Source organism: Mycobacterium sp. NTMscope_Eco_3, assembly GCF_976985685.1.
In genome coordinates this window covers 680,728-705,054 of the sequence record NZ_CDRJYZ010000001.1, presented here as the reverse complement: position 1 = coordinate 705,054, position 24,327 = coordinate 680,728, and the positions used below count along the sequence as shown (strand labels likewise).

The following is a 24,327-nucleotide window of genomic DNA, read 5'->3' as shown; positions in this document are numbered from 1 at the left end:
CACGCTCACCCGATAGACGTGGAATCCGAACAGTAAAAGGAGCGGAATACACAAATGGTGCTTGACTTTTCAGCGATACCCCCAGAGGTCACCTCGTCGCTCATGTATGCGGGTGCGGGCTCCGCTCCGCTCATGGCCGCCGCGACGGCGTACGCCAACCTGGCCGCCGAGGTGAGCACCACAGCCACGCAGTGGGAGTCGATCATCTCGTTGCTGACCACCGAGCAATGGACCGGTGGCGGGTCCGCCGCGGCGGCCGCCGCCGCCCAGCCCATCGTGACCTATCTGACCGAGACGGCGACGACGCTCGAGCAGGCGAGCGCCCAGGCCACCGCATCGGCGGCCGCCTACGAGGCGGCATTCGCCGCGACGGTGCCCCCGCCGGTGATCGCGGCCAATCGGACGTTGCTGGCCACCCTCGTCGCAACGAACGTCCTGGGCGTCAATTCGGCCGCGATCGCGGCGACCGAAGCGCAGTACGCCGAGATGTGGGTTCAAGACGCCACGATGATGGCCACCTATCAGGCCGCCTCGGCGGCGGCCGGCGTCCTCACCCCCGTGACGCCGCTGACGTCGACCACCGACCCGGCGGCCGCCGCGGCCGTGGACAACAGCGCGGTCGCTTTCGACGCGGTGAATGGCACGACGCAGGCGACCGGTTTGGACCTGTCGTCGCTCATCACGTCGCCAACCGGCAGTGGAGGCCTGCTGCAGTCCGTTGACAATTTGATGGGCACCCCATTCGTCTTCAATGCCATCAACGGCGGGATCAACACCGGGGCCTGGTTCACCATGAACGCCATCCCGAACGTGGTGTCACTGGGGCACACCCTCGGGACCGTGCCGTCGATTCCGTTCTCGCTGGCCGACTCTGCCGCCCCGGCGGCCGGCGCGGCCGCCATCACGCCCGGCACGACGGTGGGCTCGGTGTCGGGCGCGGGCGCGTCGGCCGCGCTGGGCGAGGCGTCCGCGGTCGGCCGCCTCTCGGTGCCGGCCGGCTGGAATGCGGCCTCCCCGGCGTCGTTGGCTTCGGCCACCGCCCCGCTCGAAGGCTCGGGCTGGACGGCCGCGGCCGAAGCGGAAGGCGTCACCGCGATGCCCGGCATGCCGGGAATGGCTGCGGCCGCCAAGGGCGCCGGCGCGTACGGCACCGGGCCCCGGTACGGCTTCAAACCGATCGTCATGCCCAAGCAGGTTGTCGTCTGAGAAGGGACCGCCGATACGGGAGGTAAGGGGGTACGTGTCGACCGTTTGACGCGAACAATTAACCGGCAGGCCGTAATCTATTGGAGCCGCGGCCACCGCCGCATCAATTACCACTGTTAAGACTTCGGCCGACTGAAGCTATCACGATAGGAGACAGCCGACATGGCAACACGTTTCATGACCGACCCGCACGAGATGCGGGCGATGGCGGGGCGTTTCGAGGTGCACGCCCAGACCGTTGAGGACGAGGCCCGCAAGATGTGGGCGTCGTCGATGAACATCGCCGGCGCGGGCTGGAGCGGCCAGGCGCAGGCGACGTCCTACGACACCATGGGCCAGGTCAACCAGGCCTTCCGCAACATCGTCAACATGCTGCACGGGGTGCGCGACGGGCTGATCCGCGACGCGAACAACTACGAGCAGCAAGAGCAGGCCTCGCAGCAGATCCTCAGCAGCTAGCCAGAACCGCTGCTGCCCAAGACTTTTAAGGAGCCAAGCAATGAGCATCAATTACCAGTTCGGCGACGTGGACGCCCACGGTGCCCTGATCCGCGCCCAGGCCGCGTCCTTGGAGGCCGAGCACCAGGCCATCGTTCGCGATGTGCTTGCTGCCGGCGACTTTTGGGGCGGTGCAGGTTCGGTCGCGTGCCAGGAGTTCATCACCCAGTTGGGCCGCAACTTCCAGGTGATCTACGAGCAGGCCAACTCCCACGGACAGAAGGTTCAGTCTGCGGGCAGCAACATGGCCAGCACCGACAGCGCCGTCGGGTCCAGCTGGGCCTGACGCCTCGACCCCGGACGGGGCCGCGCACCGACCGGTGCGCGGCCCCGTTTGCGTCTGACGCTAAATCGATGAAACCCGCTGGGGCGCAGCCATTTTGGAATGCCCAGGCCTGTAATGGCTCAATGCACAGCATCTTTCGACAGTGCGCCAGCTCACACGCCTACATTTGAGAATTCTATGAACTCCGTGACAATCCGGTGTGTGGCCGGTCAGAATTGGAAGAACATGACCGCAACGGCCGGATACTCGGGCTCGCAGCGCCCCCGCCAAGCCATCCTGGGGCAGCTGCCGCGGATCAACCGTGCCGACGGCTCACCCATCAGGGTTTTGCTGGTCGACGACGAGCCGGCCTTGACCAATCTGGTGAGGATGGCCCTGCACTACGAGGGCTGGGTGGTCGACATCGCCCACAACGGGCGCGAGGCCATGGCGAAGTTCGAGAGGGTCAGCCCCGACGTGCTCGTCCTCGACATCATGCTTCCCGACGTGGACGGCCTGCGGATCCTCGAACGGGTGCGCCAATCCGACGTCTACACCCCGACGCTGTTCCTGACCGCGCGTGACTCGGTCATGGACCGGGTGACCGGCCTGACCGCGGGTGCCGACGACTACATGACCAAACCGTTCAGCCTGGAGGAATTGGTCGCCCGGCTGCGCGGGTTGCTCCGCCGCTCCGGCCCGCCACCCACGCCGACCGCCGAAACCCTCGTCGTCGGCGACCTGCGGGTCGACACCGCCAGCCGGGAAGTCACCCGCGGTGACACCCCCGTGTCGCTTTCCTCCACCGAGTTCGAGTTGCTGCGCTTCCTCATGCGCAACCCGCGGCGCGCGCTGAGCCGCAGCGAGATCCTGGACCGGGTCTGGAACTACGACTTCGCCGGGCGCACCAGCATCGTGGATCTCTACATCTCGTACCTGAGGAAAAAGATCGACTCCGGTCGCGAGCCGATGATTCATACGGTCCGCGGCGTGGGGTACATGCTGCGCCCGGCGGAATGACCCAGGACAAGGCCGCGGCATCCGGGATCTTTCCCCGGTGGTTTCCCTCGTCGCTGCGCCGCCAGCTGCTGTTGGGCGTGCTGGCCGTGGTCAGCGTGGTGCTGGTGACCGTCGGCATCGTGTCCGTGCTCAGTCTGCGCGGCTACGTCAACGCCATGAGCGACGCCGACATCGCCGAGTCGCTCGACGCGTTCAGCCACCAGTACACGAAATACCGCAACGGCGAACACACTTCGACGCGTCCGGGCACTCCGCCGATCGGACAGGCGATGCTGGAATTCACCGGACAAACGCCGGGAAACCTCATCGCCGTGCTGCGCAACGGCGTGGTGATCGGGTCGGCGGTGTTCTCCGAAGGAGAACCGAAACCCGCGCCCGCCGACGTCATCCGCGCGCTGGAAGGGCAGTCGTGGTCCGGAGGGCCGCCACGGACCGAAATGCTGGGCAGCCTGGGGTCTTACCGCCTCGACAGCACGGTGGACGGCTCCGACGTGCTCGTGGTCGGGATGTCGCAGAACCTCGCCGACCGGATCATCGCCCGCAAACAGATCACCACCATCGCGCTGATCGCGGGGGCCTTGGCGCTTACCGCAGCGCTCACCGGATGGGTCGTCGGGTATACGCTTCGTCCGCTGCGCCGGCTCGGCGCGATCGCGGCCGACGTCGCCGCGATGCCGCTCGCCGATGACGAGCACCGGATCAGCCTCCGGGTCCAGCCGCAGGACACCGACCCGCAGAACGAGGTCGGCATCGTCGGCCGCACGCTGAACCGCTTGCTGGACAACGTGGACGGCGCGCTGGCGCATCGGGCCGAATCCGACCTGCGGATGCGGCAATTCATCAGTGACGCCAGCCACGAACTGCGCACGCCCCTGGCGGCGATTCAGGGCTACGCCGAACTCACCCGCCAGGACAGTTCGGAGCTGCCGCCGACCACCGAATACGCGCTGGCCCGCATCGAATCCGAGGCCCGGCGGATGGCGTTGCTCGTCGATGAGTTGCTGCTGCTTTCGCGTTTGGGTGAAGGGCAGGATCTGCAGTCCGAGGACGTCGACCTGGCCGCGGTGGCCAACAACGCGGTGAACGACGCGACCGTGGCTGCGCTGACCCACCACTGGGTCAAAGACCTGCCCGACCAGCCGGTCTGGGTGCGAGGCGACCACGCCCGGCTGCATCAGCTGGTCAGCAACCTGCTCGGCAACGCCCGCGTGCACACGCCGCCCGGGGTGACGGTGACGACCGGAATCACCTGCTACCGTGACGGTCCCGAGCCGCCGTTCGTGGAATTGACCGTCACCGACGACGGGCCGGGCATCGACGAAGAGCTGCTGCCCAGGCTGTTCGAGCGGTTCGTCCGGGCGGACAAGTCGAGATCCGACGGTTCGGGTCACGGGCTGGGCCTGCCGATCGTCAGTTCGATCGTCAAGGCCCATCATGGTTCGGTCACCGTCGAATCCACGGAGGACGAGACGGTCTTCCGGGTACGGCTCCCCCTGATCGACGGTCCGCCACGGGGCGTTAAGAAACCGTAAAGGTGCACGGTAGCCCCGTTAGGAAACCGTCAACCACGCTCGTTACCCGAACGCCGCCCGGTTAATTTCAGGCTGACTTCATCCGAGACTGTCGCTCGATGGCGCTGCGGCTGACTCGGCGAGGTCCCTTGCGTATGCGCGTGATTGGTGCGGAACGGAGACGAGATGGGCGTGGCGGTATACGTCGGGCTGACCGTGGCGGTGTTCGCCGCGCTCGGCGTGGCTCAGAAGCTGGTCGAACGGCTATGAACTACCAAAACACCGTCGGCTTGGTGCTTTCCGTCCTCATCGCGCTCTATCTCGGGGGCGCCCTGCTGTTCCCGGAGAGGTTCTGAGTGAGCACGACGACGGCCGGGATCATCTTCCTCGTTGTTCTCGTCGCGGCGGTGGCGGTTGCCCACGTGCCCTTCGGGGACTACATGTTTCGCGTGTATGCCTCGGAGAAGGATTCGTCCGCCGAGCGAATGATCTATCGACTGATCGGCGTCGATGCCCGCGCGGAACAGACGTGGGGCTCCTACGCCCGAAGCGTGCTGGCGTTCTCGTCGATCAGCATCCTGGTCCTGTTCGCGTTCCAGCTCGTCCAGGGCAAATTGCCGCTGCACCTGCATGATCCGGCCACACAGCTGACGCCCTCGCTGGCGTGGAACACCGCGGTCAGCTTTGTCACGAACACCAATTGGCAGGCCTACTCCGGCGAGTCGACACAGGGCCATCTCGTGCAGATGGCCGGCCTGGCGGTGCAGAACTTCGTGTCCGCCGCCGTCGGGATGGCGGTGGCCGTCGCGCTGGTGCGCGGGTTCGCCCGCACCCGCACCGGCGAGCTGGGCAACTTCTGGGTCGACCTGGTGCGCGGGACGCTGCGCATCCTGTTACCCGTCGCCGTCGTCAGCGCGATCCTGCTGATCGCCGGTGGGGCGATCCAGAACTTCCACCTGCACGACCAGGTGGTCACCACCGTCAGCGGCCCCCGGCAGACCATCACCGGCGGGCCGGTGGCCAGCCAGGAGGTCATCAAAGAACTCGGCACCAACGGCGGCGGCTTCTACAACGCGAATTCCGCGCACCCGTTCGAGAATCCGACTGGCTGGACCAACTGGCTGGAGATCTTCCTCATCCTGGTGATCGGGTTCTCGCTGCCGCGCACGTTCGGGCGCATGGTGGGTAACACCAAGCAGGGCTACGCGATTGCGGCCGTGATGGCGACGCTGTACACGATCAGCACCACCTTCATGCTGTGGTTCCAGACGCAGCACCGCGGCACGGTGCCGACGGCGACAGGCGCTGCGATGGAGGGGGTCGAGCAGCGCTTCGGCGTCACCGACTCGGGGGTGTTCGCCGCCGCCACGACGCTCACCTCCACCGGCGCCGTCGACTCCGCCCACGACTCGCTGACCAGCCTCGGCGGCATGATCACGATGTTCAACATGCAGCTGGGTGAGGTCGCGCCCGGCGGCACCGGCTCCGGCCTGTACGGCATTCTCGTTCTGGCGGTGATCACCGTGTTCGTCGCGGGGCTGATGGTCGGGCGCACCCCGGAGTACCTCGGCAAGAAGATCAACCCACGCGAAATCAAGCTCGCCGCAAGCTATTTCCTGGTCACTCCCTTGATCGTGCTGACCGGCACCGCGATCGCGATGGCGCTGCCCGGCGAACGCGCCGGCATGCTCAACGGCGGACCGCACGGACTCTCGGAAATCCTCTACGCGTTCACCTCGGCGGCCAACAACAACGGGTCGGCCTTCGCCGGGCTCAGCGCCAACACCGACTGGTACAACACGGCTCTCGGCCTGGCCATGGCGCTCGGCCGGTTCCTGCCCATCGTGCTCGTGCTGGCACTGGCCGGATCGCTGGCGCGGCAAGGCAGCACACCGGCCTCGGCGGGCACCCTGCCCACCCACCGGCCGCAGTTCGTGGGCATGGTCGCCGGCGTCACGTTGATCGTCGTTGCCCTCACGTTCTTGCCCATGCTCGCGCTCGGGCCCCTCGCCGAAGGAATCCACTGATGACCGCGACCGCGATCCAGCCGACCGAGCAGACGCATCCGGCGGCGTCCAGCGGCAGAAAACGGGTGCAGGGCGGCCTGCTCGACCCGAAGATGCTATGGCGCTCCACGCCGGACGCGCTGCGAAAACTCAACCCGCGCAGCCTATGCCGCAACCCGGTGATGTTCATCGTCGAAATCGGCGCCGCCTGGAGCACCGTCCTGGCGATCGCCGCGCCGAGCTGGTTCGCCTGGCTGTCCGTGATCTGGTTGTGGTTGACCGTGCTGTTCGCCAATCTCGCCGAAGCGGTCGCCGAGGGCCGGGGCAAGGCCCAGGCCGAAACGCTGCGCCGGGCCAAAACGCACACCGTGGCCCGGCGACTCAAGGACTGGGTACCGGGGGCCGCCGCGGTCGAGGAAGCGGTCGCCGCAGCCCAACTGCAACGGGGCGACGTCGTGGTGGTCGAGGCGGGCCAGGTGATCCCCGGTGACGGTGATGTGGTGGAAGGCATTGCCTCAGTGGACGAATCGGCCATCACGGGCGAGTCGGCGCCGGTGATCCGCGAGTCCGGCGGCGACCGATCGGCGGTCACCGGCGGCACCACCGTGCTGAGCGACCGGATCGTCGTCAAGATCACCCAGAAACCCGGTGAGAGCTTCATCGACCGCATGATCGCGCTCGTCGAGGGCGCCAACCGGCAGAAAACCCCGAACGAGATCGCGCTGAATATCCTGCTCGCCGCCTTGACGATCATCTTCGTCTTCGCCGTGGCGACCTTGCAGCCGTTGGCGATCTACGCCAAGGCGAACAATCCCGGCGTCCCGAATACGCAGGCGCTGGATGCAAGCGGCGTCACCGGCATCGTGATGGTGTCGTTGTTGGTGTGCCTGATCCCGACCACCATCGGCGCGCTGCTGTCGGCCATCGGCATCGCCGGCATGGACCGGCTGGTGCAGCGCAACGTGCTCGCCATGTCCGGGCGGGCGGTGGAAGCCGCCGGTGACGTCAACACCCTGCTGCTGGACAAGACGGGCACCATCACGCTGGGCAACCGGCAGGCCGCCGCCTTCATCCCCTTCGACGGCGTCTCCGCCGAACAGTTGGCCGACGCCGCGCAATTGTCCAGCCTCGCCGACGAAACACCCGAGGGCCGTTCGGTTGTCGTGTTCGCCAAGCAGCACTTCGGCCTGCGTGCCCGCACACCGGGCGAGCTGTCGCAGGCGAGCTGGGTGGCCTTCTCGGCCACCACGCGGATGTCGGGCGTCGACCTCGATGGGCACCTGCTGCGCAAGGGGGCGGCGAACTCGGTCGCGGAATGGGTACGCGGCCAAGGAGGCAACGTCCCCGCGCAGCTCGGCGAGATCGTCGACGGCGTCTCCGCCGGCGGCGGCACTCCCCTGGTCGTCGGGGAAAGCGCCGAGGGGCAAGCGAGAGTGCTCGGTGTCATCCACCTCAAGGACGTCGTCAAGCAGGGCATGCGGGACCGTTTCGACGAGATGCGGCGGATGGGCATCCGGACGGTGATGATCACCGGCGATAACCCGTTGACCGCCAAGTCGATTGCCGACGAGGCGGGGGTCGACGACTTCCTGGCCGAGGCCACGCCGGAGGACAAGCTCGCGTTGATCAAGCGTGAGCAGGCGGGCGGCAAACTGGTCGCGATGACCGGCGACGGCACCAACGACGCGCCGGCGTTGGCGCAAGCCGACGTGGGGGTGGCGATGAACACCGGCACGTCGGCGGCCAAAGAGGCCGGCAACATGGTCGATCTCGACTCCGATCCCACCAAGCTCATCGAGATCGTGGAGATCGGCAAGCAACTGCTGATCACCCGCGGCGCGCTGACGACCTTTTCGATCGCCAACGACATCGCGAAGTACTTCGCGATCATCCCGGCGATGTTCGTCGCGCTGTTCCCCGGTCTGGATCTGCTCAACATCATGCGGCTGCACAGCCCGCAGTCGGCGATCCTGTCCGCGGTCATCTTCAACGCGATCATCATCGTGTTGCTGATCCCGCTATCGCTGCGCGGCGTGCGGTATACACCGAGCAGCGCGTCAAAACTGTTGAGCCGCAACCTGTATGTCTACGGTCTTGGCGGCATCGTCGCCCCCTTCGCCGGAATCAAGGCGATCGACCTGATCGTCCAATTCATCCCAGGGATGTCCTGATATGACGAATTTCCTCCGCCTGCATTGGGCGGCGTTGCGTGCGCTGCTGGTGCTGACCGCGATCACCGGTCTGGCCTATCCCCTCTTCGTCTGGGCGGTCGCGCAGCTGCCGGGATTGCGGGAGCACGCCGAGGGCTCGATTCTCACCGCGGACGGTAAGCCGGTGGGCAGCAGGCTGATCGGCCAGCCGTTCACCGACAAGGACGGCAACCCGCTGCCGCAGTATTTCCAGAGCCGGCCCTCGGCGGCCGGCGCCGGCTACGACCCGACCTCGTCGGGCGGCAGCAACCTCGGGCCGGAAAGCATCGTCGACACGCCCGCCGACCCGGCGCAACTGGCGGCGGGCAAGTCCGCGGCGGACGCCGGCTTCAAGCCGAGCCTGCTGACGACGGTGTGTTCGCGCAGCGCCGCCGTCGGCGCATTGGAGGGTGTCGATGGGTCGCGGCCGTTCTGCACGGGCCGCGGGGTGGGTGCGGTGTTGTCGGTGATCGGCCCGCGTGACGCGCGCGGAAACGTCATCCACCCGACTCGGGTGGTCAGCGTCAACGAGCCGTGCGGATCGACACCGGCGCCGTTCCTCAGCCTCTACCAGGGTGTGCGGGTCGAATGCGCCCGGTACGGCGACGACTACTCGATCGGACAGACCGTGCCCGTCCGCGGGGCCGCGCCCGCCTCCCCGGCCGTGCCGCCCGACGCGGTCACCGCCGGCGGCAGCGGCCTCGACCCGAACATCTCGCCGGCCTACGCCGACATCCAGGTGGCGCGCGTCGCCAACGCCCGCCGTGCCAGCCCGGATCAGATCCGTGCGGTGGTGGCGCAGAACCGCAGCGGCCGCGCGCTGGGGTTCTTCGGTGAACCGTGCGTCAACGTGCTGCAACTCAACCTGCAACTCGACCACCGGTATCCGGTCACTAGTTAGTCCCAAGGGGGATGATGGTTGACGTGACTGACGTCAACCTCCGCGGCCGCCACCCCAGGCGGGGGGAGCTACGCATCTACCTCGGTGCCGCTCCGGGCGTGGGTAAGACGTATTCGATGCTGGGTGAGGCGCATCGGCGGCTGGAGCGGGGTACCGATCTGGTGGCGGGCGTGGTGGAAACCCACGGGCGTGCGAAAACCGCTGAGCTGCTTGAGGGCATCGAGATCATTCCGCCGCGCTATGTCGAATACCGTGGCGGGCGCTTCCCCGAGCTCGACGTGCCGGCCGTGCTGGCGCGCCGCCCGCAGGTCGTCCTCGTCGACGAACTCGCGCATACCAACGCGCCGGGGAGCAAAAACCCCAAGCGCTGGCAGGATGTCGAGGAATTGCTCGACGCCGGAATCACCGTGATCTCCACGGTCAACGTGCAGCACCTGGAAAGCCTCAACGACGTCGTCGCCCAGATCACCGGTATCGAGCAGAAAGAGACCGTCCCGGACCTGATCGTGCGGCAGGCCGCGCAGGTCGAACTCATCGACATCACGCCGGAGGCGTTGCGGCGCAGGTTGTCTCATGGCAACGTCTACGCGCCCGATCGCATCGATGCGGCGCTGTCCAACTACTTCCGCCGCGGAAATCTCACCGCGCTAAGGGAACTGGCGCTGCTGTGGCTCGCCGACCAGGTCGATATGGCGCTGGCCAACTACCGGGCTGAGAACAAGATCACCGACACGTGGGAAGCCCGCGAGCGGGTCGTCGTGGCGGTCACCGGTGGACCCGAATCCGAGACCTTGGTGCGACGGGCGTCCCGGATCGCGTCGAAGTCCACCGCCGAGCTCATGGTGGTCCACGTCGTCCGCGGCGACGGCCTGGCCGGCCTGTCGGAGTCGCGGATGGCCAAGATCCGGGAACTGGCGACCAGCCTGGACGCTTCGCTGCACACCGTGGTCGGCGACGAGGTGCCCACGGCCCTACTCGAGTTCGCCCGCGAGATGAACGCCACGCAGCTGGTGATCGGCACCTCGCGCCGCTCCCGCTGGGCGCGCCTGTTCGAGGAGGGCATCGGCCCGAGGATCGTCGAGCTGTCCGGGAAGATCGACGTGCACCTGGTCACGCACGAGGAGGCCAAGCGCGGGTTTCGCACGGCCTCGCTCGCCCCGCGCGAGCGGCGCGTGACGTCGTGGCTGGCGGCGCTCATCGTGCCGTCGATCATCTGCGCGATCACCGTCACGACGCTGGACCCGTACCTGGACACCGGCGGCGAGAGCGCGTTGTTCTTCGTGGGGGTGCTGCTGGTCGGATTGCTCGGAGGTGTTGCGCCCGCGGCACTTTCGGCGATGCTGTCCGGACTGCTGCTGAACTATTTCCTGATCGCCCCGCGGCACAGCTTCACCATCGCCGAACCCAACAGCGCCGTCACCGAATTGGTGCTGCTGCTGATCGCGGTCGCGGTCGCGGTGCTGGTCGATTTCGCGGCCAAGCGCACGCGGGAAGCCCGCCGCGCGTCGCAGGAGGCCGAGCTGCTGACCCTGTTCGCGGGCTCGGTGCTGCGCGGTGCCGACCTCGAAACGCTGCTCGAACGGGTGCGAGAGACCTACGCCCAGCGCGCGGTCAGCATGTTGCGCGAGCCCGGCGCCGGGGACACCACGAGCGACGTCGTCGCCTGCGTGGGCAGGGATCCTTGTGTCACCGTCGATTCCGCGGACACCGCGATCGAGGTCGGCGACGACGAATTCTGGATGCTGCTGGCGGGCCGCAAGCTCTCGGCGCGGGACCGGCGCGTGCTCAGCGCGGTGGCCAGGCAGGCCGCGGGTTTGGTCAGGCAGCGCGAGCTGGCCGAGGAGGCCAGCCGGACCGAGGCGGTCGTGCGGGCCGACGAACTGCGGCGCTCCCTGCTGTCGGCGGTCAGCCATGACCTGCGCACGCCGCTGGCGGCGGCCAAGGTCGCCGTGTCCAGCCTGCGCGCCGAGGACGTCGCCTTCTCCGCCGCCGACACCGCGGAGTTGTTGGCGACCATCGAGGAGTCCATCGACCAACTCACCGCGCTGGTCGGCAACCTGCTCGATTCCTCACGGCTGGCCGCCGGGGCGATCCACCCGGAACTGAGCCGGGTGTACCTGGAGGAAACCGTGCAACGCGCGCTGGTCAGCATCGGCAAGGGCGCCACCGGCTTTTTCCGGTCCGCCATCGACCGGGTCAAGGTGGATGTGGGCGACGCCGTGGTGATGGCCGACGCCGGGCTGCTGGAGCGGGTGCTGGCCAACCTGATCGATAACGCGCTGCGGTATGCGCCCAACTGCCTGGTCCGGGTCAACGCCGGGCAGGTGGGCGATCGGGTGCTGATCAACGTCATCGACGAGGGTCCCGGAATACCGCACGGTGCCGAGGAACAGATCTTCGAAGCGTTTCAGCGGCTCGGCGATCACGACAACACCACCGGCGTCGGGCTGGGGATGTCGGTGGCGCGGGGCTTCGTCGAAGCGATGGGCGGGAGCATAACGGCCACCGACACCCCAGGAGGCGGACTGACCGTGATCGTGGAAATGGCTGCGCCGCAGGCTATGGATGCCACATGACGCGCGTGTTGGTGATCGACGACGAGCCGCAGATCCTGCGGGCGCTGCGCATCAACCTGTCCGTGCGGGGCTATGAGGTGGTCACCGCGTCGAGCGGCACGGGCGCGCTGCGCGCCGCCGCCGAGCACAAGCCCGACGTGGTGATCCTCGACCTCGGCCTGCCCGACATCTCCGGCATCGACGTGCTGGCCGGTCTGCGCGGATGGCTCACCGCGCCGGTGATCGTGCTGTCCGCGCGCACCGACTCGTCGGACAAAGTCGAGGCGCTGGACGCCGGCGCCGACGACTATGTCACCAAACCCTTTGGGATGGACGAGTTCCTGGCCCGGCTGCGCGCGGCGGTGCGCCGCAACACCGCGGCCTCCGAGCTCGAGCAGCCGGTGATCGAAACCGATGCGTTCACGGTCGATTTGGCCGCCAAGAAGGTCAGCAAGAACGGCGGCGAAGTCCACCTCACCCCCACCGAGTGGGGGATGCTCGAGGTCCTCGTCCGCAATCGCGGCAAGCTGGTCGGACGCGAGGAGCTGCTCAAGGAGGTGTGGGGTCCGGCGTATGCCACCGAAACCCATTACCTGCGCGTGTATCTCGCGCAGCTGCGCCGCAAGCTCGAAGACGACCCGTCGCATCCCAAACACCTGCTGACCGAGTCGGGCATGGGCTATCGATTCGAGGCGTGAGGGCCGGTGGCGGCCGAGCTACTCGGCGATCGACAGCACGATGCCGTCCAGGATGTCGTGCTCGCTCACCGTCAGCTCCTCGATGCCCGCACGGGCGCGCAGCTCGCGCGCCAACTCCTCCACCACGATCGCGCCCCCGCCGATCACGTCGGCCCGCCCCTCGTGCATCGGCGGCAGCGCCGCGCGCTCGGCGCGTGTCATCCCGATCAGCCGTTCGCATACCGCCAACAGATCCGCGCCGGCGACGTGCGAAAGATGAATGGCCGCAGAGTCATACGCCGGCAAATTGTGCGCCAGCGCGGACAGCGTGGTCATCGTTCCGGCCAGGCCGACCCAGGTCCGTGCCCCCTCCACGGGCACCACGCCCAGCGCGACCTCGAGCCGCTCGCGCACCACCTGCCGGGCGGCGGCCACCTCCGCGGGCGTCGGCGGGTCCGAATGCAGGCAACGCTCGGTCAGCCGGACACAGCCGATGTCGGCCGAGTGGCTGGCCACCACCGCCCCGCCCCCAACTACGATTTCGGTGGAGCCCCCGCCCAGGTCGACGACGACGAAAGGGCCTGCCGCGCTATCTAATTCGCCGACCGCGCCGCGGAACGACAGCGCGGCCTCTTCGGCGCCGCTGATCACCTCGGCCACCGCGCCGGGCAGCACCGCGCCCAACACGTCGGCCGTCATCGCGAAGAAGTCGTCGCGGTTGGCGACATCGCGGGCCGCCGAGGTGGCCACCATCCGCACCCGCTCGGCCCCGTGCTCTGCCAGCAGCGCGGCGTAGTCCGCCAACGCGGCCCGGGTGCGCTCTATCGCCTCCGCCGCGAACTCGCCGGTCGCGTCGACACCCTGGCCGAGCCGCACGATCCGCGTCTCCCGATGCACGTCACGCAGCCGCCCGGACCCTTCAACATCGGCGATCAACAAGCGAATCGAGTTGGTACCGCAGTCGATTCCCGCGAGCCTGCCGTTCACCATTGGCCCTCCACCAAAATGCCCGCCATCGCGGGCTCGCCGGCCAGGATCGCCAGCGCCTTGTCGCCGAACGGATTCACGCCCGGCCCCTTGGCCAGCGAATGGGCGATCAGCACGTGCAGGCACTTGACCCGGTCGGGCATCCCACCGCCGGTGAACGTGGTCCCCAACGATTCGATCGCGTCGCGCTCGGCCAGGTACGACTCGTGCGCGCGCCGGTACGCGGCCGCCAGATCCGCGTCGCGTCCCAGCCGCTCGGTCATCTCGCGCATCAATCCCGTCGTCTCGAGCCGGCTCGCGGCCGCCGTCAGCGCCGGATGCGTCAGGTAGTACAGCGTCGGAAACGGCGTGCCGTCAGGCAATTTCGGCGCGGTCTTCACCACGCCGGGTTCGCCGTTGGGGCACCGGTAGGCGATGTCGAGCACCCCGCGCGGCTCACGCCCGAGCTGGCGAGCCACCGCCTCCAGGTCGGCACGGTCAACCACCGGGACCCGTGGGATTCGGTGCGGGCGGACCCGGTTCGGCCGGCGGGGGCGGGGCTTCGGGGACCGGCGGCGGGGCCGGCGGCAGGTGCGGGGCGTCGGCGATGGTGTGCCACAGCGACGTGTACCACGGGTCGTTGTTGACCGGTTTCGCCGACGGGGATCCCGGCTGGGTGGGCTCGGCCGCCGACGGCGGCAGCTGAACCTGGAACGGGATGTCTCCGGGCTTCACGAAGCCGAGCCGCTCGCGCGCCTGCGCCGCAATGTAGGCCGGGTCACCGAGTTTGGTCTTTCGCTGCTCCAAATCCGCGATCTGACGGCGCAGCGCGGCCTCGCTGGCGGCCAGCTGATTCATCTCGGTGCGCTGCGCGAAATAGGTGCGCACGGGTCCGGCGATGGTCAGCGTCAGCACGCAGATCACCGCGGCCAGCACCGCCGCGCGCCGCGCGGTGAAACCCAGCCGTTGCTCGGAGCGCTGCTCAACCGATTCGGCGGCCTGCCGGGTGATGGGTTCGACGACATGCTCTTGCTGGGTGGAGTTGCGGCCGCCGTGATTCGCCGTGGGCGACGTCCTCGCACTTGGCTTCGACGGCGGCTTGGCCGAGCGCCGACGCCGAACCGGATCGCCGGCCTTCCCCGGGCGCGATGCCGGGGAACGCCGCTTCGGATCCGGCTTGCCGGGCAACCTATTTGGCCTCCGGCGGTGTATACCGCGGGAAGGCGAGATCGCCGGCGTAACGGGCGGCGTCGCCGAGCGCCTCCTCGATCCGCAGCAGCTGGTTGTATTTGGCGACGCGCTCGCTGCGGGCGGGCGCACCGGTCTTGATCTGCCCGCAGCCGGCGGCCACCGCCAGGTCGGCGATCGTGGTGTCCTCGGTCTCGCCGCTGCGATGGCTCATCATCGTGCGGTAGCCACTGTGGTGCGCGAGCGCGACCGCGTCCAGCGTCTCGGTCAGCGTGCCGATCTGATTCACCTTGACCAGCAACGCGTTTGCCACGCCCTTGTCGATGCCCTCTTCCAGGCGCTCGGGATTCGTGACGAAGATGTCGTCGCCGACGATCTGCACCCGATCACCGATCGCCGCGGTCAGGGTCGCCCAGCCATCCCAATCGTCTTCGGACAGTGGGTCTTCGAGGGACACCAGCGGATAAGAGCCGAGCAGCCCGGCGTAGAACTCCGCCATCTGTTCCGCGGTGCGGGTGCTGCCCTCGAATTTGTAGCCCGTCCCGTCGGTGAAGAACTCGGTGGCCGCCGCGTCGAGGGCCAGCGCTACGTCGGCGCCGAGTTTGAAACCGGCCGAGTCGATGGCCCGGCTGATCAGGTCCAGGGCCGCGGTGGTGCCCGCCACGTCGGGGGCGAAGCCGCCCTCATCGCCCAGCCCCGTGCTCAGCCCCTCCTTCTTGAGCACCGACTTCAGCGAGTGATACACCTCGGCGCCCCAGCGCAGCGCCTCGGCGAAGCTGGGCGCACCGATCGGCGCCACCATGAACTCCTGGATGTCGACGGCGGTGTCGGCGTGCGCGCCGCCGTTGAGGATGTTCATCATCGGCACCGGCAGGATGTGCGCGTTGGGCCCGCCGAGGTAGCGGAACAGCGGCAACTCGGCGGAATCGGCCGCCGCCTTGGCCACGGCCAGCGACACGCCCAGGATCGCGTTGCCGCCCAGCCTCGACTTGTCGGGCGTGCCGTCCAGATCCAGCAGCGCCTGGTCGACTAGCCGCTGATCGTCGGCGTTGAGGCCGATCACCGCCGGGCCGATCTCGTCCAGCACGGCCTGCACCGCCTTTTGCACACCCTTGCCGCCGTAACGCTCGCCGCCGTCGCGCAACTCGACGGCCTCGTGCTCGCCCGTCGACGCGCCCGACGGCACCGCCGCGCGGGCAAACGTCCCGTCGATCAGGGCAATCTCGACCTCGACTGTCGGGTTACCGCGGGAATCGAGGATCTCGCGGGCCCCGACCTGCTCGATAATCGGCACTGGGTTCTCCTTGTTCGCGTAAGCCTGGGTCAGCGATACATCCTGCTATAACGGGTGACCTTTCGCGTAAGCGGTCGCCCAATCCCGGACCGCGCGCGCGTAGACCATCGAGTTGTTGTAGGCCCGCAGCGCGGTGATCCAGCCCCGCGGTGTTGCGAGATCCTTTCCGCGCCAACACAGGTAGCCCGCGGCGGCGAGCGCGGCGTCGTCGATGTTGTCCGGGCTGACGCGGCCGTCATTGTGAGCGTCGACACCGTAGAGCCGCCACGTCTCGGGGATGAACTGCATCGGCCCCATCGCGCGCGTCACGCCGTCGCCGTCGGTGAGGTCTTCGTCGGTGTCGACGATGCGCAGCGTCCCGCCGCTGCCGTCCAGTCGGACACCGCGGATCGGGGGGCTGACGTCCCCGTTGGGGGCCAGCGTCGCACCGCGGTAAGTGCCGTGGCGGCTCTCGACCTGACCAATGCCCGCGAGCGTGGTCCAGGCGATGTGGCACTTCGGGTTCTCGACCTCGGCGACCCGGGCCGCGTACGCGTAGGCCTCGAGCGCGATCACCGGGATCTCCAACGCCGCCGACCGTTGCGCCGCCCAGTCGCGCAACTGTTCCGCGGGCCGACCGCTGGCATGCGTGTCCACCGGCGGCACCGGGTCTCCCGCCGGGGGCGGCACGCCGTCGGGAATGAACAGGCTGAGCTGCCACGTGCAGCTCGAGGCCAGAACGATCGCGGTCGCGCCGATCACGGCGGCCGCGCGCATCCAACGCCTCGGCGACACCATGCTTTCCTGAGCTCCCCTAAACTCGCCTGCACCAACTTCCGCCACACCATCGTCCCATGCGTCGGGGGACTGCTCGGTCGCGTCGGGCCCCGGCGCACCGACGTTTCGCCGGTTGCAGCTAATCATCGATTAGCTGCCGGCCGCCTTGGCTAGCGCGGTCAGACCACGGCCGACCACGGGGATTCGCAACCTCATCCGCGATATTACCGACCGGCCGAGGGCAAATCCGGCAAACATTGCCGCGATCGCTCGCGCCCATGACGGCGGGGGGTAATAATCCGCGGCGCGGCCGCTGCAAGGCGTCGCTCAGCCGTCGCCGGCCCCGCCGTCGGCCGTGACTTCCTCGGCGGCCGGGTCGGCCGCCGATTCACCCGTCGGCCAGTGCTCACGCCACTCCTGTTCGGAGACTTCACCGAGCGGGGCCACGTCGAACTCGTCGGGGACGCCGCCCCCGCGGCGCGCCGTCGCGATCGCCCGCTCCGCGCCGCGAACCGTGTCGACGAACTCCAGAACCGCTGTGCGCAGGGCGCTTTCGGCGTCCACGTCGGCCGACACGCGGATCGAGGTGATCGCGTCGGGGATCAGGTCGGCGGGCAGACCGGCTTTGTCGGCGCGCTGGATCACCTTCTGGGCGAGCGCCAATGCGGGCTGCCCCGTGTGCACGTCGTCCATCACCGACTTGCGCGGCTTTTCGGCCGCCTTGCGCTCTTCCCACTGGGCCAGCTGCTCTTCGAGCGAAATGGATTGCCCGGCAAGCACTCCCGGGACCCGGTTGCCCAGTTTCCGCATCAGGGCGGCGGCGACGTCATCGATGGTGAAGGCGGACTGCGGCGCATCCTCGGCGATGCGGGCGTGGAAGAGGACTTGCAGCAGCACGTCGCCGAGCTCATCGCGCAGTTGGTCGGCGTTGCCGCTGCCCACCGCGTCCAGCAGCTCGTAGGTCTCCTCCAACAGAAACCGGCGCAGCGAATCGTGGGTTTGCTCACTCTCCCACGGCCCGGCGGTGCGCAATTTGTCCATCATGGCGACGGCGTCGACCAGGCGTTCGCCGCGCGGCGTGTCGGGCGCGGAGATCAGCCGGGCCCCGGCCGCCAGGCGGGCGGTCACGGCCGGGTGGTCGGGGTCGGACGACAGCAGCACCGGCGCGTCCTCACCGGAGTGCACCGGCCGCGCCGCCGACAGCGACCAGGGCACCGCGACGGGCATCTCTTCGGTGTACTGCACCTCGCCGGCGAGGTGCTCGATGGCTTCGATGGGCACCAGCGACGGGCGGCGGGGGTCGAACAAGACGACGATCACCGTGGCCCCTCACTTGCCATCGCTGCAGCTGGACTCGTTATACCAATATCTGCCTGCGGTTTACCCTGCAGAGCGGTCACCAAATTCGCCACCATCTGCACCAGCTCGACATCGCGCAACCGCGGCGCGCCGACCCCGCCGTCGCGCGGGATGGGAACCTGCACCGTGGACGTCGTGGCGCGGTAGTTCGCCGCCGGATACATCCGCTTGAGCCGCACCTGGGCCGAATCCGGCAGCGTCATCGGCGAAAGCCGCACGGTGGCCGCCGACGGCGCCGACACCTCGGTGATGCCCGCGGCGCGACACAGCAGCCGCAGCCGCGCCACCGCCACCAGCCGCAGGGCCGGCTCGGGCAGCGCCCCGTAGCGGTCGACGAGTTCCTCCACGGCCGCGTCGATCTCACCGTCGGAGGCCGCGGCGGCCAGCCGGCGGTACGCCTCCAGCCGCAGCCGGTCGCTGGCGATGTAGTCCGGCGGCAGGTGCGCGTCGACCGGCAGGTCGATCCGCACGTCCTTGGGTTCCTCGGCGGTCGTGACGGTGTGGCCGTCGGCGGCCGCGCGATACGCCTCCACGGCCTCGCCCACCAAGCGGACGTACAGGTCGAAGCCGACGCCGGCGACGTGCCCGGACTGCTCGACACCCAGCACGTTGCCGGCGCCGCGGATCTCGAGGTCCTTCATCGCGACCGCCATGCCCGCGCCGAGTTCGTTGTTCTGCGCGATGGTGGCCAGCCGGTCATAGGCGGTCTCGGTGAGCGGCGCATGCGGCGGGTACAGGAAGTAGGCGTAGCCGCGCTCCCGGCTGCGGCCGACCCGGCCGCGCAGCTGGTGCAGCTGCGACAGGCCGAAGGTGTCGGCGCGCTCGACGATCAGCGTGTTGGCGTTGGAGATGTCCAGCCCGGTCTCCACGATCGTCGTGCACACCAGGATGTCGTATTCGCGGTTCCAGAACCCCTGCACCGTGCGTTCCAGCCGTTCTTCGGGCATCTGCCCGTGCGCGACGACCACTCGCGCCTCGGGCACCAGCTCCCGGATCTTCGCCGCCGTCCGGTCGATCGAGCTGACCCGGTTGTGCACGTAGAAGACCTGCCCGTCGCGTAGCAGCTCGCGCCGCAGGGCGGCCGCGACCTGCTTGTCGTCGTGCGGGCCGACGTAGGTCAGCACCGGATAGCGCTCCTCGGGCGGGGTGAGGATCGTCGACATCTCGCGGATCCCGGCCAGGCTCATCTCCAGCGTGCGCGGGATCGGGGTGGCGCTCATGGTCAGCACGTCGACGTGGGTGCGCAGCGACTTGATGTGCTCCTTGTGCTCGACGCCGAACCGCTGCTCCTCGTCGACCACGACCAGGCCGAGGTCCTTCCAGCGCACCCCGGTCTGCAACAGCCGGTGCGTGCCGATCACCACGTCCACCGATCCGTCGGCCAGGCCCTCGATCACGGCCTTGGACTCCGCGGGGTCGGTGAACCGGGACAGGCCCTTGACGGTCAGCGGGAACCCGGTCATCCGGTCGGTGAAGGTCTGCAGATGCTGGTCGGCCAGCAGCGTGGTGGGCACCAGCACGGCGACCTGCTTGCCGTCCTGGACCGCCTTGAACGCCGCCCGCACCGCGATCTCGGTCTTGCCGTAGCCCACGTCGCCGCAGATCACCCGGTCCATCGGGATCGGCTTTTCCATGTCCCCTTTGACCTCGGTGATCGCGGTCAGCTGGTCGACCGTCTCGGTGTACCCGAACGCGTCTTCCATCTCGGCCTGCCAGGGCGTGTCCGGCCCGAACGCGTGCCCGGGGCTGGCCTGCCGCTTGGCGTACAGGGACACCAGCTCGCCGGCGATCTCGCGCACCGCGCGGCGGGCCTTGGTCTTGGTGTTGGTCCAGTCGCTGCCGCCCAGCTTGCTCAGCGCGGGCGCCTGCCCGCCGACGTAGCGCGACAGCTGATCCAGCGAATCCATCGGCACATACAGCTTGTCGGATCCGCCGCCCCGCTTGCTCGAGGCGTATTCGAGCACCAGGTACTCGCGCCGGGCGCCGCCGACGGTGCGCTCGACCATCTCCACGAACCGCCCGATGCCGTGCTGATCGTGCACCACCAGATCACCGGCGGTGAGCGCCAACGGGTCAACAGTGTTGCGCCGCTTGGCCGCCAGCCGCTTGCCCTCGACGGCGGCGACGCGGCTGCCGGTCAGATCGGTCTCGGTGATCACCACCAACGTGGCGCCGGGGATGATCACGCCGTCGTGCAGCGGCCCCTTGAGCACGCCGACCACCCCGAGCTTGGGCGCGGCGCCGGATTCCAGCATGCCGGCGGGGGTGTCGCATTCGGCCAGCCGTTCCACCACGCGATGCGCGGTTCCGGCGCCGGGCGCGACGACGACGGCGTGGCCGCCGGTGGTGACGTGCGCGCGCAGCATCGCGAAGATGCCGTCGATGTCGTGTTGGTGTCCGCGCGCCGAGGGCGCGGCCCGGATGTCTAGCTCGACGGCCGACTCGTCGGACAGCTGGCTCAACGTCCACCACGGATGCCCGCCCGTGGCGGCCGCGGCCCGCACCTCGTCGAGCTCGGCGAATCCCGATCCGCCGAATTGCGCGACGTCGACGGGAGCGTCGGTGCCCATGGCCGCCGCCGACCACGAGGCTTCGAGGAATTCGCTGCCGGTCTTGATCAGGTCGGCGGCCCGGGTGCGGATCTTCTCCGGGTCGCACAGCAGGATCGGGGTGCCTTGCGCCAGTTGGTCGGTCAGCAGCACATGCTCGCCGGGCCGCAGCACCGGTAGCAGGGCCTCCATGCCGTCGACCGCGATGCCGTCGGCGAGCTTGGCCAGCATGTCGGTGACGCTGCCGGTGATCGCGGGTTCGGTCGCCGGGTGCGCCGCGGACAGCTCGGCGGCCCGTCGCCGCACCCCCTCGGTGAGCAGCAGTTCGCGGCAGGGCACCGCGATCAGGGTGTCGACCTCGAGCTCCGGGATCGAACGCTGATCGGCGACGGAGAACATCCGCATCTCGCTGACCTCGTCACCCCAGAACTCGATGCGCACCGGGTGCTCGGCCGTCGGCGGGAAGACGTCGAGGATCCCGCCGCGCACGGCGAACTCGCCGCGCCGGCCCACCATGTCGACCCGGGTGTAGGCCAGCTCGACCAGCCGGGCGATGACACCCTCGAATTCGACTTCCTGGCCCACGCTCAACGTGACCGGCTCGATCAGGCCCAGCTGCGGCGTCATCGGCTGCAGCAGCGAGCGGGCCGCCGTCACCACCACCTGCAGGGGCGGACCCAGCCGCGCGTCGTCGGGGTGGGCCAGCCGGCGCAGCACCGTCAGCCGGGCGCCGACGGTGTCGACGCCGGGCGAGAGCCGCTCGTGCGGCAGCGTCTCCCAGGACGGGAAGACCGCCACGGCATCGCCGAAGACACCGCGCAGTTCAGCGGTCAAGTCGTCGGCTTCGCGCCCGGTCGCGGTGACTACCAGCAAAGGACCCAACCGCGCCAGCGCGCTGGCCACGAACAACCGTGCGCTGGCTGGACCCACCAGGCTCAATTCAGCCGGCGACGTCGCCGCGCTGTCGATCAACTGCTGGAAGGTCGGCGCGGTGAGCGCCAATTCAACGAGCCCCGCGATCGGGGTTTCTGGGCGAGCAGCCCCCGGTGCGGTCATGATGAATTCCATTCTAGGGCTGCTTGCCCGGCTCCTTCCTCCCGCCGACGCGGCGCCCGCCGTCGCCGGGCGGGGGCCGCCGGACACGGCGAACCGCGTCAATATTGCGGTCGGCGTCGTCAATGGATCGTCAAGAAAACGCCACGCGAGCGCCCGCGGGCGCACGTTGGATTCATGACATTGCTGGACATTCTGCCGTCCCTCGGCCACGCGGCTCCCCCGCGATTCGACCCCGCGATCTGGCCCCTCACCGCCCACCCCGACGAGGAGGGCAGGCTGTGCGTCGGCGGTGTGCCGCTGGCCGATATCGCCGACGAGTTCAACACCCCGGCCTACGTCATCGACGAAACCGATTTTCGGCATCGCGCCCGCCGTTACCGCCGCGTCCTGCGCGGGATCGAGGTCGTGTACGCCGGCAAGTCGCTGCTGAGCACCGCGGTGGCCCGCTGGGCCCGCGAAGAGGGCCTCGGCGTCGACGTCTGCTCGGCCGGTGAACTGGCCACGGCCCTGGCCGGCGGCGTCGACCCGGCACGCATCGTCATGCACGGCAACGCCACGTCGCCCGAGGAGCTGCGCGACGCCGTGGGCGCCGGGGTGGGGCGCATCGTGCTGGATTCCTGCATCGAAATCGCCTACCTCGCCGGGCTGGCGCGGCGGCGCCAGCCGGTGCTCATCCGGGTGACCCCCGACATCGACATCCACGGGCACCGCGCCGTCACCACCGGTGTCAGCGACCAGAAGTTCGGCTTCACCCTCGCCGGCGACCACGCCGCCGACGCGGTGAGGCGCGTGCTGGCGCACCCCATCCTCGACCTGGTCGGCCTGCACTGCCACATCGGCTCGCAGGTCAGCGATGCCGCCCTGTACGGCGAGGCGATTCGGCGGATGATCGCCGCGATGGCCGATATCCGGGCCCGGCACGGCGTCATCCTCACCGAGCTGAACATCGGTGGCGGACATGCGATCCCGTACGTCCCCGGCGATCGGGAGCTGGATCTCGACGAGCTGGCCGAGGTGATCGAGAACGCCCTCGACGAGGCCTGCGCCGCCGAGCGGTTCCCCCGCCCGCAGGTCGTGGTCGAACCGGGCCGGGCCATCAGCGGCCGCGCCGGCGTGACCCTGTATCGGGTGCGCTCGGTCAAGACGCAATTCGGTGGCCGCACCTTCGTCGCCGTCGACGGCGGCATGAGCGACAACCCGCGGGTGTCGCTGTACGGCGCGCGATACGCCGTCGCGCTGGCCAATCGGCATCCGCTGGGCCTCAAGCAGCGCGTCACCGTGGCCGGCCGGCACTGTGAATCGGGCGACGAGATCGCCCGCGACATCGAGCTGCCGGCGGACCTGCGGCCCGGCGACCTGCTGGCCGTGGCCTGCACCGGCGCCTACCACCACAGCATGGCGTCCAACTACAACATGGTCGGCCGGCCGTCACTGGTGGCCGTCAAGGATGGCCGGGCGCGCGAACTGGTTCGCCGCGAAACCGTGGCCGACCTGCTGGCCCGCGACTGCGGGTAGTGGCGATCGCGCGCCGGTCGCCGGGCTCGGCCCGGTCGCCGGGCGTAACGCCACGGCGAAAATTCTGGCCGATATTCGCCGTGGCGTTACGCTCGCGAAACCGGCCTACTCGTCCTGCAGCCGGGGGTCGGCCTCCAGCCCGATCAGCCCATTCCACATGAGGTTGACCAGGTGCGCGGCCACCACTTCTTTCTTGGGCTCGCGGGTGTCGAGCCACCACTGCGCGGTCATCGACACGGAGCCCACCAACGCCTGGGCGTACAGCGGCGCCAGCCCGGGATCCAGGCCCCGACGGGAGAAGTCACCGGCCAGGATGGAGCTGACCTGGTTGACGGCGTCATTGAGCAGGCTCGAGTAGGTGCCTGAGCTGATCGCGGCCGGCGAGTCGCGGATCATGATCCGGAAGCCGTCGGTGCGCTCTTCGACGTAGGTGAGCAGGGCAAGAGCCACCCGCTCGACCCGCACCCGGGAGCGGTTGTTGGTCAGCGACGACGTGATGCCGTCGAGCAGCGCCGACATCTCGCGGTCGACGACCACGGCATAGAGGCCCTCTTTGCCCCCGAAATGCTCGTAGACGACCGGCTTGGACACATTGGCCCGCAGCGCGATCTCCTCGATCGAGGTGCCTTCATACCCGCGCTCGGCGAACAGCGAACGCGCGATGCCGATGAGTTGTTGCCGACGTTCGGTGCCGGTCATCCGCGCGCGCGGCGCCCGCACCTCTTTGTCGGGTTCCTTTTGCGTTTGGGAGTCCAGCACGGCCACGTCAATCAGCGTATCGGGCGGCGGGCGGTTCAGCGGCCGACCAGCGCCCCG

21 protein-coding genes are annotated in these 24,327 nt (G+C 68.9%); 13 read left to right on the top strand and 8 right to left on the bottom strand.

The window, feature by feature from the left end; translation table 11 throughout:
* Positions 1–54: 54 nt before the first annotated feature.
* The 12 genes from AC0KTM_RS03435 to AC0KTM_RS03380 all read left to right on the top strand — a co-directional run bounded on the left by AC0KTM_RS03435 (position 55) and on the right by AC0KTM_RS03380 (position 12,849).
* Positions 55–1,206, top strand: a complete 1,152-nt coding sequence (locus AC0KTM_RS03435) for a PPE family protein (protein ID WP_225329601.1) — start codon at positions 55–57, stop codon at positions 1,204–1,206.
* A 162-nt stretch (positions 1,207–1,368) separates the two neighbouring features.
* Positions 1,369–1,665 carry a WXG100 family type VII secretion target gene (locus tag AC0KTM_RS03430; RefSeq protein ID WP_003874404.1) on the top strand — a complete coding sequence of 99 codons (297 nt, stop codon included), beginning with the start codon at positions 1,369–1,371 and terminating at the stop codon, positions 1,663–1,665.
* 40 nt (positions 1,666–1,705) lie between these two features.
* Positions 1,706–1,990 (top strand): WXG100 family type VII secretion target, encoded by a 285-nt coding sequence (locus AC0KTM_RS03425; RefSeq protein ID WP_007771417.1) that lies wholly within the window; start codon positions 1,706–1,708, stop codon positions 1,988–1,990.
* Between the two features lie 225 nt (positions 1,991–2,215).
* Positions 2,216–2,989, top strand: a complete 774-nt coding sequence (locus AC0KTM_RS03420) for a response regulator transcription factor (protein WP_151834937.1) — start codon at positions 2,216–2,218, stop codon at positions 2,987–2,989.
* Positions 2,986–4,521 (top strand): sensor histidine kinase, encoded by a 1,536-nt coding sequence (locus AC0KTM_RS03415; RefSeq protein WP_225329600.1) that lies wholly within the window; start codon positions 2,986–2,988, stop codon positions 4,519–4,521. The genes AC0KTM_RS03420 and AC0KTM_RS03415 overlap by 4 nt, the downstream gene beginning before the upstream one ends.
* A gap of 165 nt (positions 4,522–4,686) precedes the next feature.
* Positions 4,687–4,770 (top strand): potassium ABC transporter ATPase, encoded by an 84-nt coding sequence (locus AC0KTM_RS03410; RefSeq protein WP_225329621.1) that lies wholly within the window; start codon positions 4,687–4,689, stop codon positions 4,768–4,770.
* Positions 4,767–4,856 carry a potassium-transporting ATPase subunit F gene (locus AC0KTM_RS03405; protein ID WP_083018684.1) on the top strand — a complete coding sequence of 30 codons (90 nt, stop codon included), beginning with the start codon at positions 4,767–4,769 and terminating at the stop codon, positions 4,854–4,856. The genes AC0KTM_RS03410 and AC0KTM_RS03405 overlap by 4 nt, the downstream gene beginning before the upstream one ends.
* Positions 4,857–6,527, top strand: coding sequence for a potassium-transporting ATPase subunit KdpA (kdpA, locus tag AC0KTM_RS03400; protein WP_225329599.1), 1,671 nt, complete (start codon positions 4,857–4,859; stop codon positions 6,525–6,527). It begins immediately after the preceding gene.
* The gene (gene kdpB, locus AC0KTM_RS03395) at positions 6,527–8,677 is read left to right on the top strand and encodes a potassium-transporting ATPase subunit KdpB (protein WP_225329598.1); all 2,151 of its coding nucleotides are present in this window, start codon (positions 6,527–6,529) and stop codon (positions 8,675–8,677) included. Before kdpA ends, kdpB begins: the two co-directional genes overlap by 1 nt.
* 1 nt (position 8,678) lies before the next feature.
* Entirely contained in the window at positions 8,679–9,596 is a 918-nt protein-coding gene (locus AC0KTM_RS03390; protein ID WP_225329597.1) for a potassium-transporting ATPase subunit C, read from the top strand.
* A gap of 11 nt (positions 9,597–9,607) precedes the next feature.
* Positions 9,608–12,172 (top strand): ATP-binding protein, encoded by a 2,565-nt coding sequence (locus tag AC0KTM_RS03385; protein ID WP_472414962.1) that lies wholly within the window; start codon positions 9,608–9,610, stop codon positions 12,170–12,172.
* Positions 12,169–12,849, top strand: a complete 681-nt coding sequence (locus tag AC0KTM_RS03380; RefSeq protein ID WP_225329595.1) for a response regulator — start codon at positions 12,169–12,171, stop codon at positions 12,847–12,849. Before AC0KTM_RS03385 ends, AC0KTM_RS03380 begins: the two co-directional genes overlap by 4 nt.
* Positions 12,850–12,867: 18 nt before the next feature.
* Here AC0KTM_RS03380 and AC0KTM_RS03375 read toward each other — a convergent pair whose 3' ends face one another.
* The 7 genes from AC0KTM_RS03375 to mfd all read right to left on the bottom strand — a co-directional run bounded on the left by AC0KTM_RS03375 (position 12,868) and on the right by mfd (position 21,996).
* Positions 12,868–13,818: a Ppx/GppA phosphatase family protein gene (locus tag AC0KTM_RS03375; protein ID WP_238958219.1), complete on the bottom strand. Its 951-nt coding sequence runs from the start codon at positions 13,816–13,818 to the stop codon at positions 12,868–12,870.
* Positions 13,812–14,300 (bottom strand): DUF501 domain-containing protein, encoded by a 489-nt coding sequence (locus tag AC0KTM_RS03370; RefSeq protein WP_472414960.1) that lies wholly within the window; start codon positions 14,298–14,300, stop codon positions 13,812–13,814. The genes AC0KTM_RS03375 and AC0KTM_RS03370 overlap by 7 nt, the downstream gene beginning before the upstream one ends.
* Positions 14,293–14,982: an FtsB family cell division protein gene (locus tag AC0KTM_RS03365; RefSeq protein ID WP_151834806.1), complete on the bottom strand. Its 690-nt coding sequence runs from the start codon at positions 14,980–14,982 to the stop codon at positions 14,293–14,295. Before AC0KTM_RS03365 ends, AC0KTM_RS03370 begins: the two co-directional genes overlap by 8 nt.
* A gap of 1 nt (position 14,983) precedes the next feature.
* Complete coding sequence (eno, locus tag AC0KTM_RS03360) at positions 14,984–16,276, bottom strand: phosphopyruvate hydratase (RefSeq protein WP_151834805.1); 1,293 nt, start codon at positions 16,274–16,276, stop codon at positions 14,984–14,986.
* Positions 16,277–16,321: 45 nt separating this feature from the next.
* Entirely contained in the window at positions 16,322–17,050 is a 729-nt protein-coding gene (locus tag AC0KTM_RS03355) for a lytic transglycosylase domain-containing protein (protein WP_225329620.1), read from the bottom strand.
* Between the two features lie 309 nt (positions 17,051–17,359).
* Positions 17,360–18,352, bottom strand: a complete 993-nt coding sequence (locus tag AC0KTM_RS03350; protein WP_225329593.1) for a nucleoside triphosphate pyrophosphohydrolase — start codon at positions 18,350–18,352, stop codon at positions 17,360–17,362.
* A complete protein-coding gene (mfd, locus tag AC0KTM_RS03345) occupies positions 18,349–21,996 on the bottom strand; it encodes a transcription-repair coupling factor (RefSeq protein ID WP_472414958.1) in 3,648 nt (1,215 codons plus the stop codon). Before mfd ends, AC0KTM_RS03350 begins: the two co-directional genes overlap by 4 nt.
* A gap of 174 nt (positions 21,997–22,170) precedes the next feature.
* Here mfd and lysA point away from each other — a divergent pair, with 174 nt between their 5' ends.
* Positions 22,171–23,511 (top strand): diaminopimelate decarboxylase, encoded by a 1,341-nt coding sequence (gene lysA, locus AC0KTM_RS03340; protein WP_225329591.1) that lies wholly within the window; start codon positions 22,171–22,173, stop codon positions 23,509–23,511.
* Between the two features lie 105 nt (positions 23,512–23,616).
* Here lysA and AC0KTM_RS03335 read toward each other — a convergent pair whose 3' ends face one another.
* Entirely contained in the window at positions 23,617–24,210 is a 594-nt protein-coding gene (locus AC0KTM_RS03335) for a TetR/AcrR family transcriptional regulator (protein WP_008254212.1), read from the bottom strand.
* Positions 24,211–24,327 lie beyond the last annotated feature (117 nt).

Coding starts and splice junctions, on each gene's coding strand:
- mfd (WP_472414958.1), bottom strand. CDS start 21,996: ATGACCGCACCGGGGGCTGCTCGCCCAGAAACCCCGATCGCGGGGCTC.
- AC0KTM_RS03435 (WP_225329601.1), top strand. CDS start 55: ATGGTGCTTGACTTTTCAGCGATACCCCCAGAGGTCACCTCGTCGCTC.
- AC0KTM_RS03375 (WP_238958219.1), bottom strand. CDS start 13,818: ATGGTGAACGGCAGGCTCGCGGGAATCGACTGCGGTACCAACTCGATT.
- AC0KTM_RS03425 (WP_007771417.1), top strand. CDS start 1,706: ATGAGCATCAATTACCAGTTCGGCGACGTGGACGCCCACGGTGCCCTG.
- AC0KTM_RS03335 (WP_008254212.1), bottom strand. CDS start 24,210: ATGACCGGCACCGAACGTCGGCAACAACTCATCGGCATCGCGCGTTCG.
- AC0KTM_RS03405 (WP_083018684.1), top strand. CDS start 4,767: ATGAACTACCAAAACACCGTCGGCTTGGTGCTTTCCGTCCTCATCGCG.
- AC0KTM_RS03410 (WP_225329621.1), top strand. CDS start 4,687: ATGGGCGTGGCGGTATACGTCGGGCTGACCGTGGCGGTGTTCGCCGCG.
- kdpB (WP_225329598.1), top strand. CDS start 6,527: ATGACCGCGACCGCGATCCAGCCGACCGAGCAGACGCATCCGGCGGCG.
- AC0KTM_RS03415 (WP_225329600.1), top strand. CDS start 2,986: ATGACCCAGGACAAGGCCGCGGCATCCGGGATCTTTCCCCGGTGGTTT.
- lysA (WP_225329591.1), top strand. CDS start 22,171: ATGACATTGCTGGACATTCTGCCGTCCCTCGGCCACGCGGCTCCCCCG.
- AC0KTM_RS03430 (WP_003874404.1), top strand. CDS start 1,369: ATGGCAACACGTTTCATGACCGACCCGCACGAGATGCGGGCGATGGCG.
- AC0KTM_RS03385 (WP_472414962.1), top strand. CDS start 9,608: ATGATGGTTGACGTGACTGACGTCAACCTCCGCGGCCGCCACCCCAGG.
- AC0KTM_RS03380 (WP_225329595.1), top strand. CDS start 12,169: ATGACGCGCGTGTTGGTGATCGACGACGAGCCGCAGATCCTGCGGGCG.
- AC0KTM_RS03420 (WP_151834937.1), top strand. CDS start 2,216: ATGACCGCAACGGCCGGATACTCGGGCTCGCAGCGCCCCCGCCAAGCC.
- AC0KTM_RS03390 (WP_225329597.1), top strand. CDS start 8,679: ATGACGAATTTCCTCCGCCTGCATTGGGCGGCGTTGCGTGCGCTGCTG.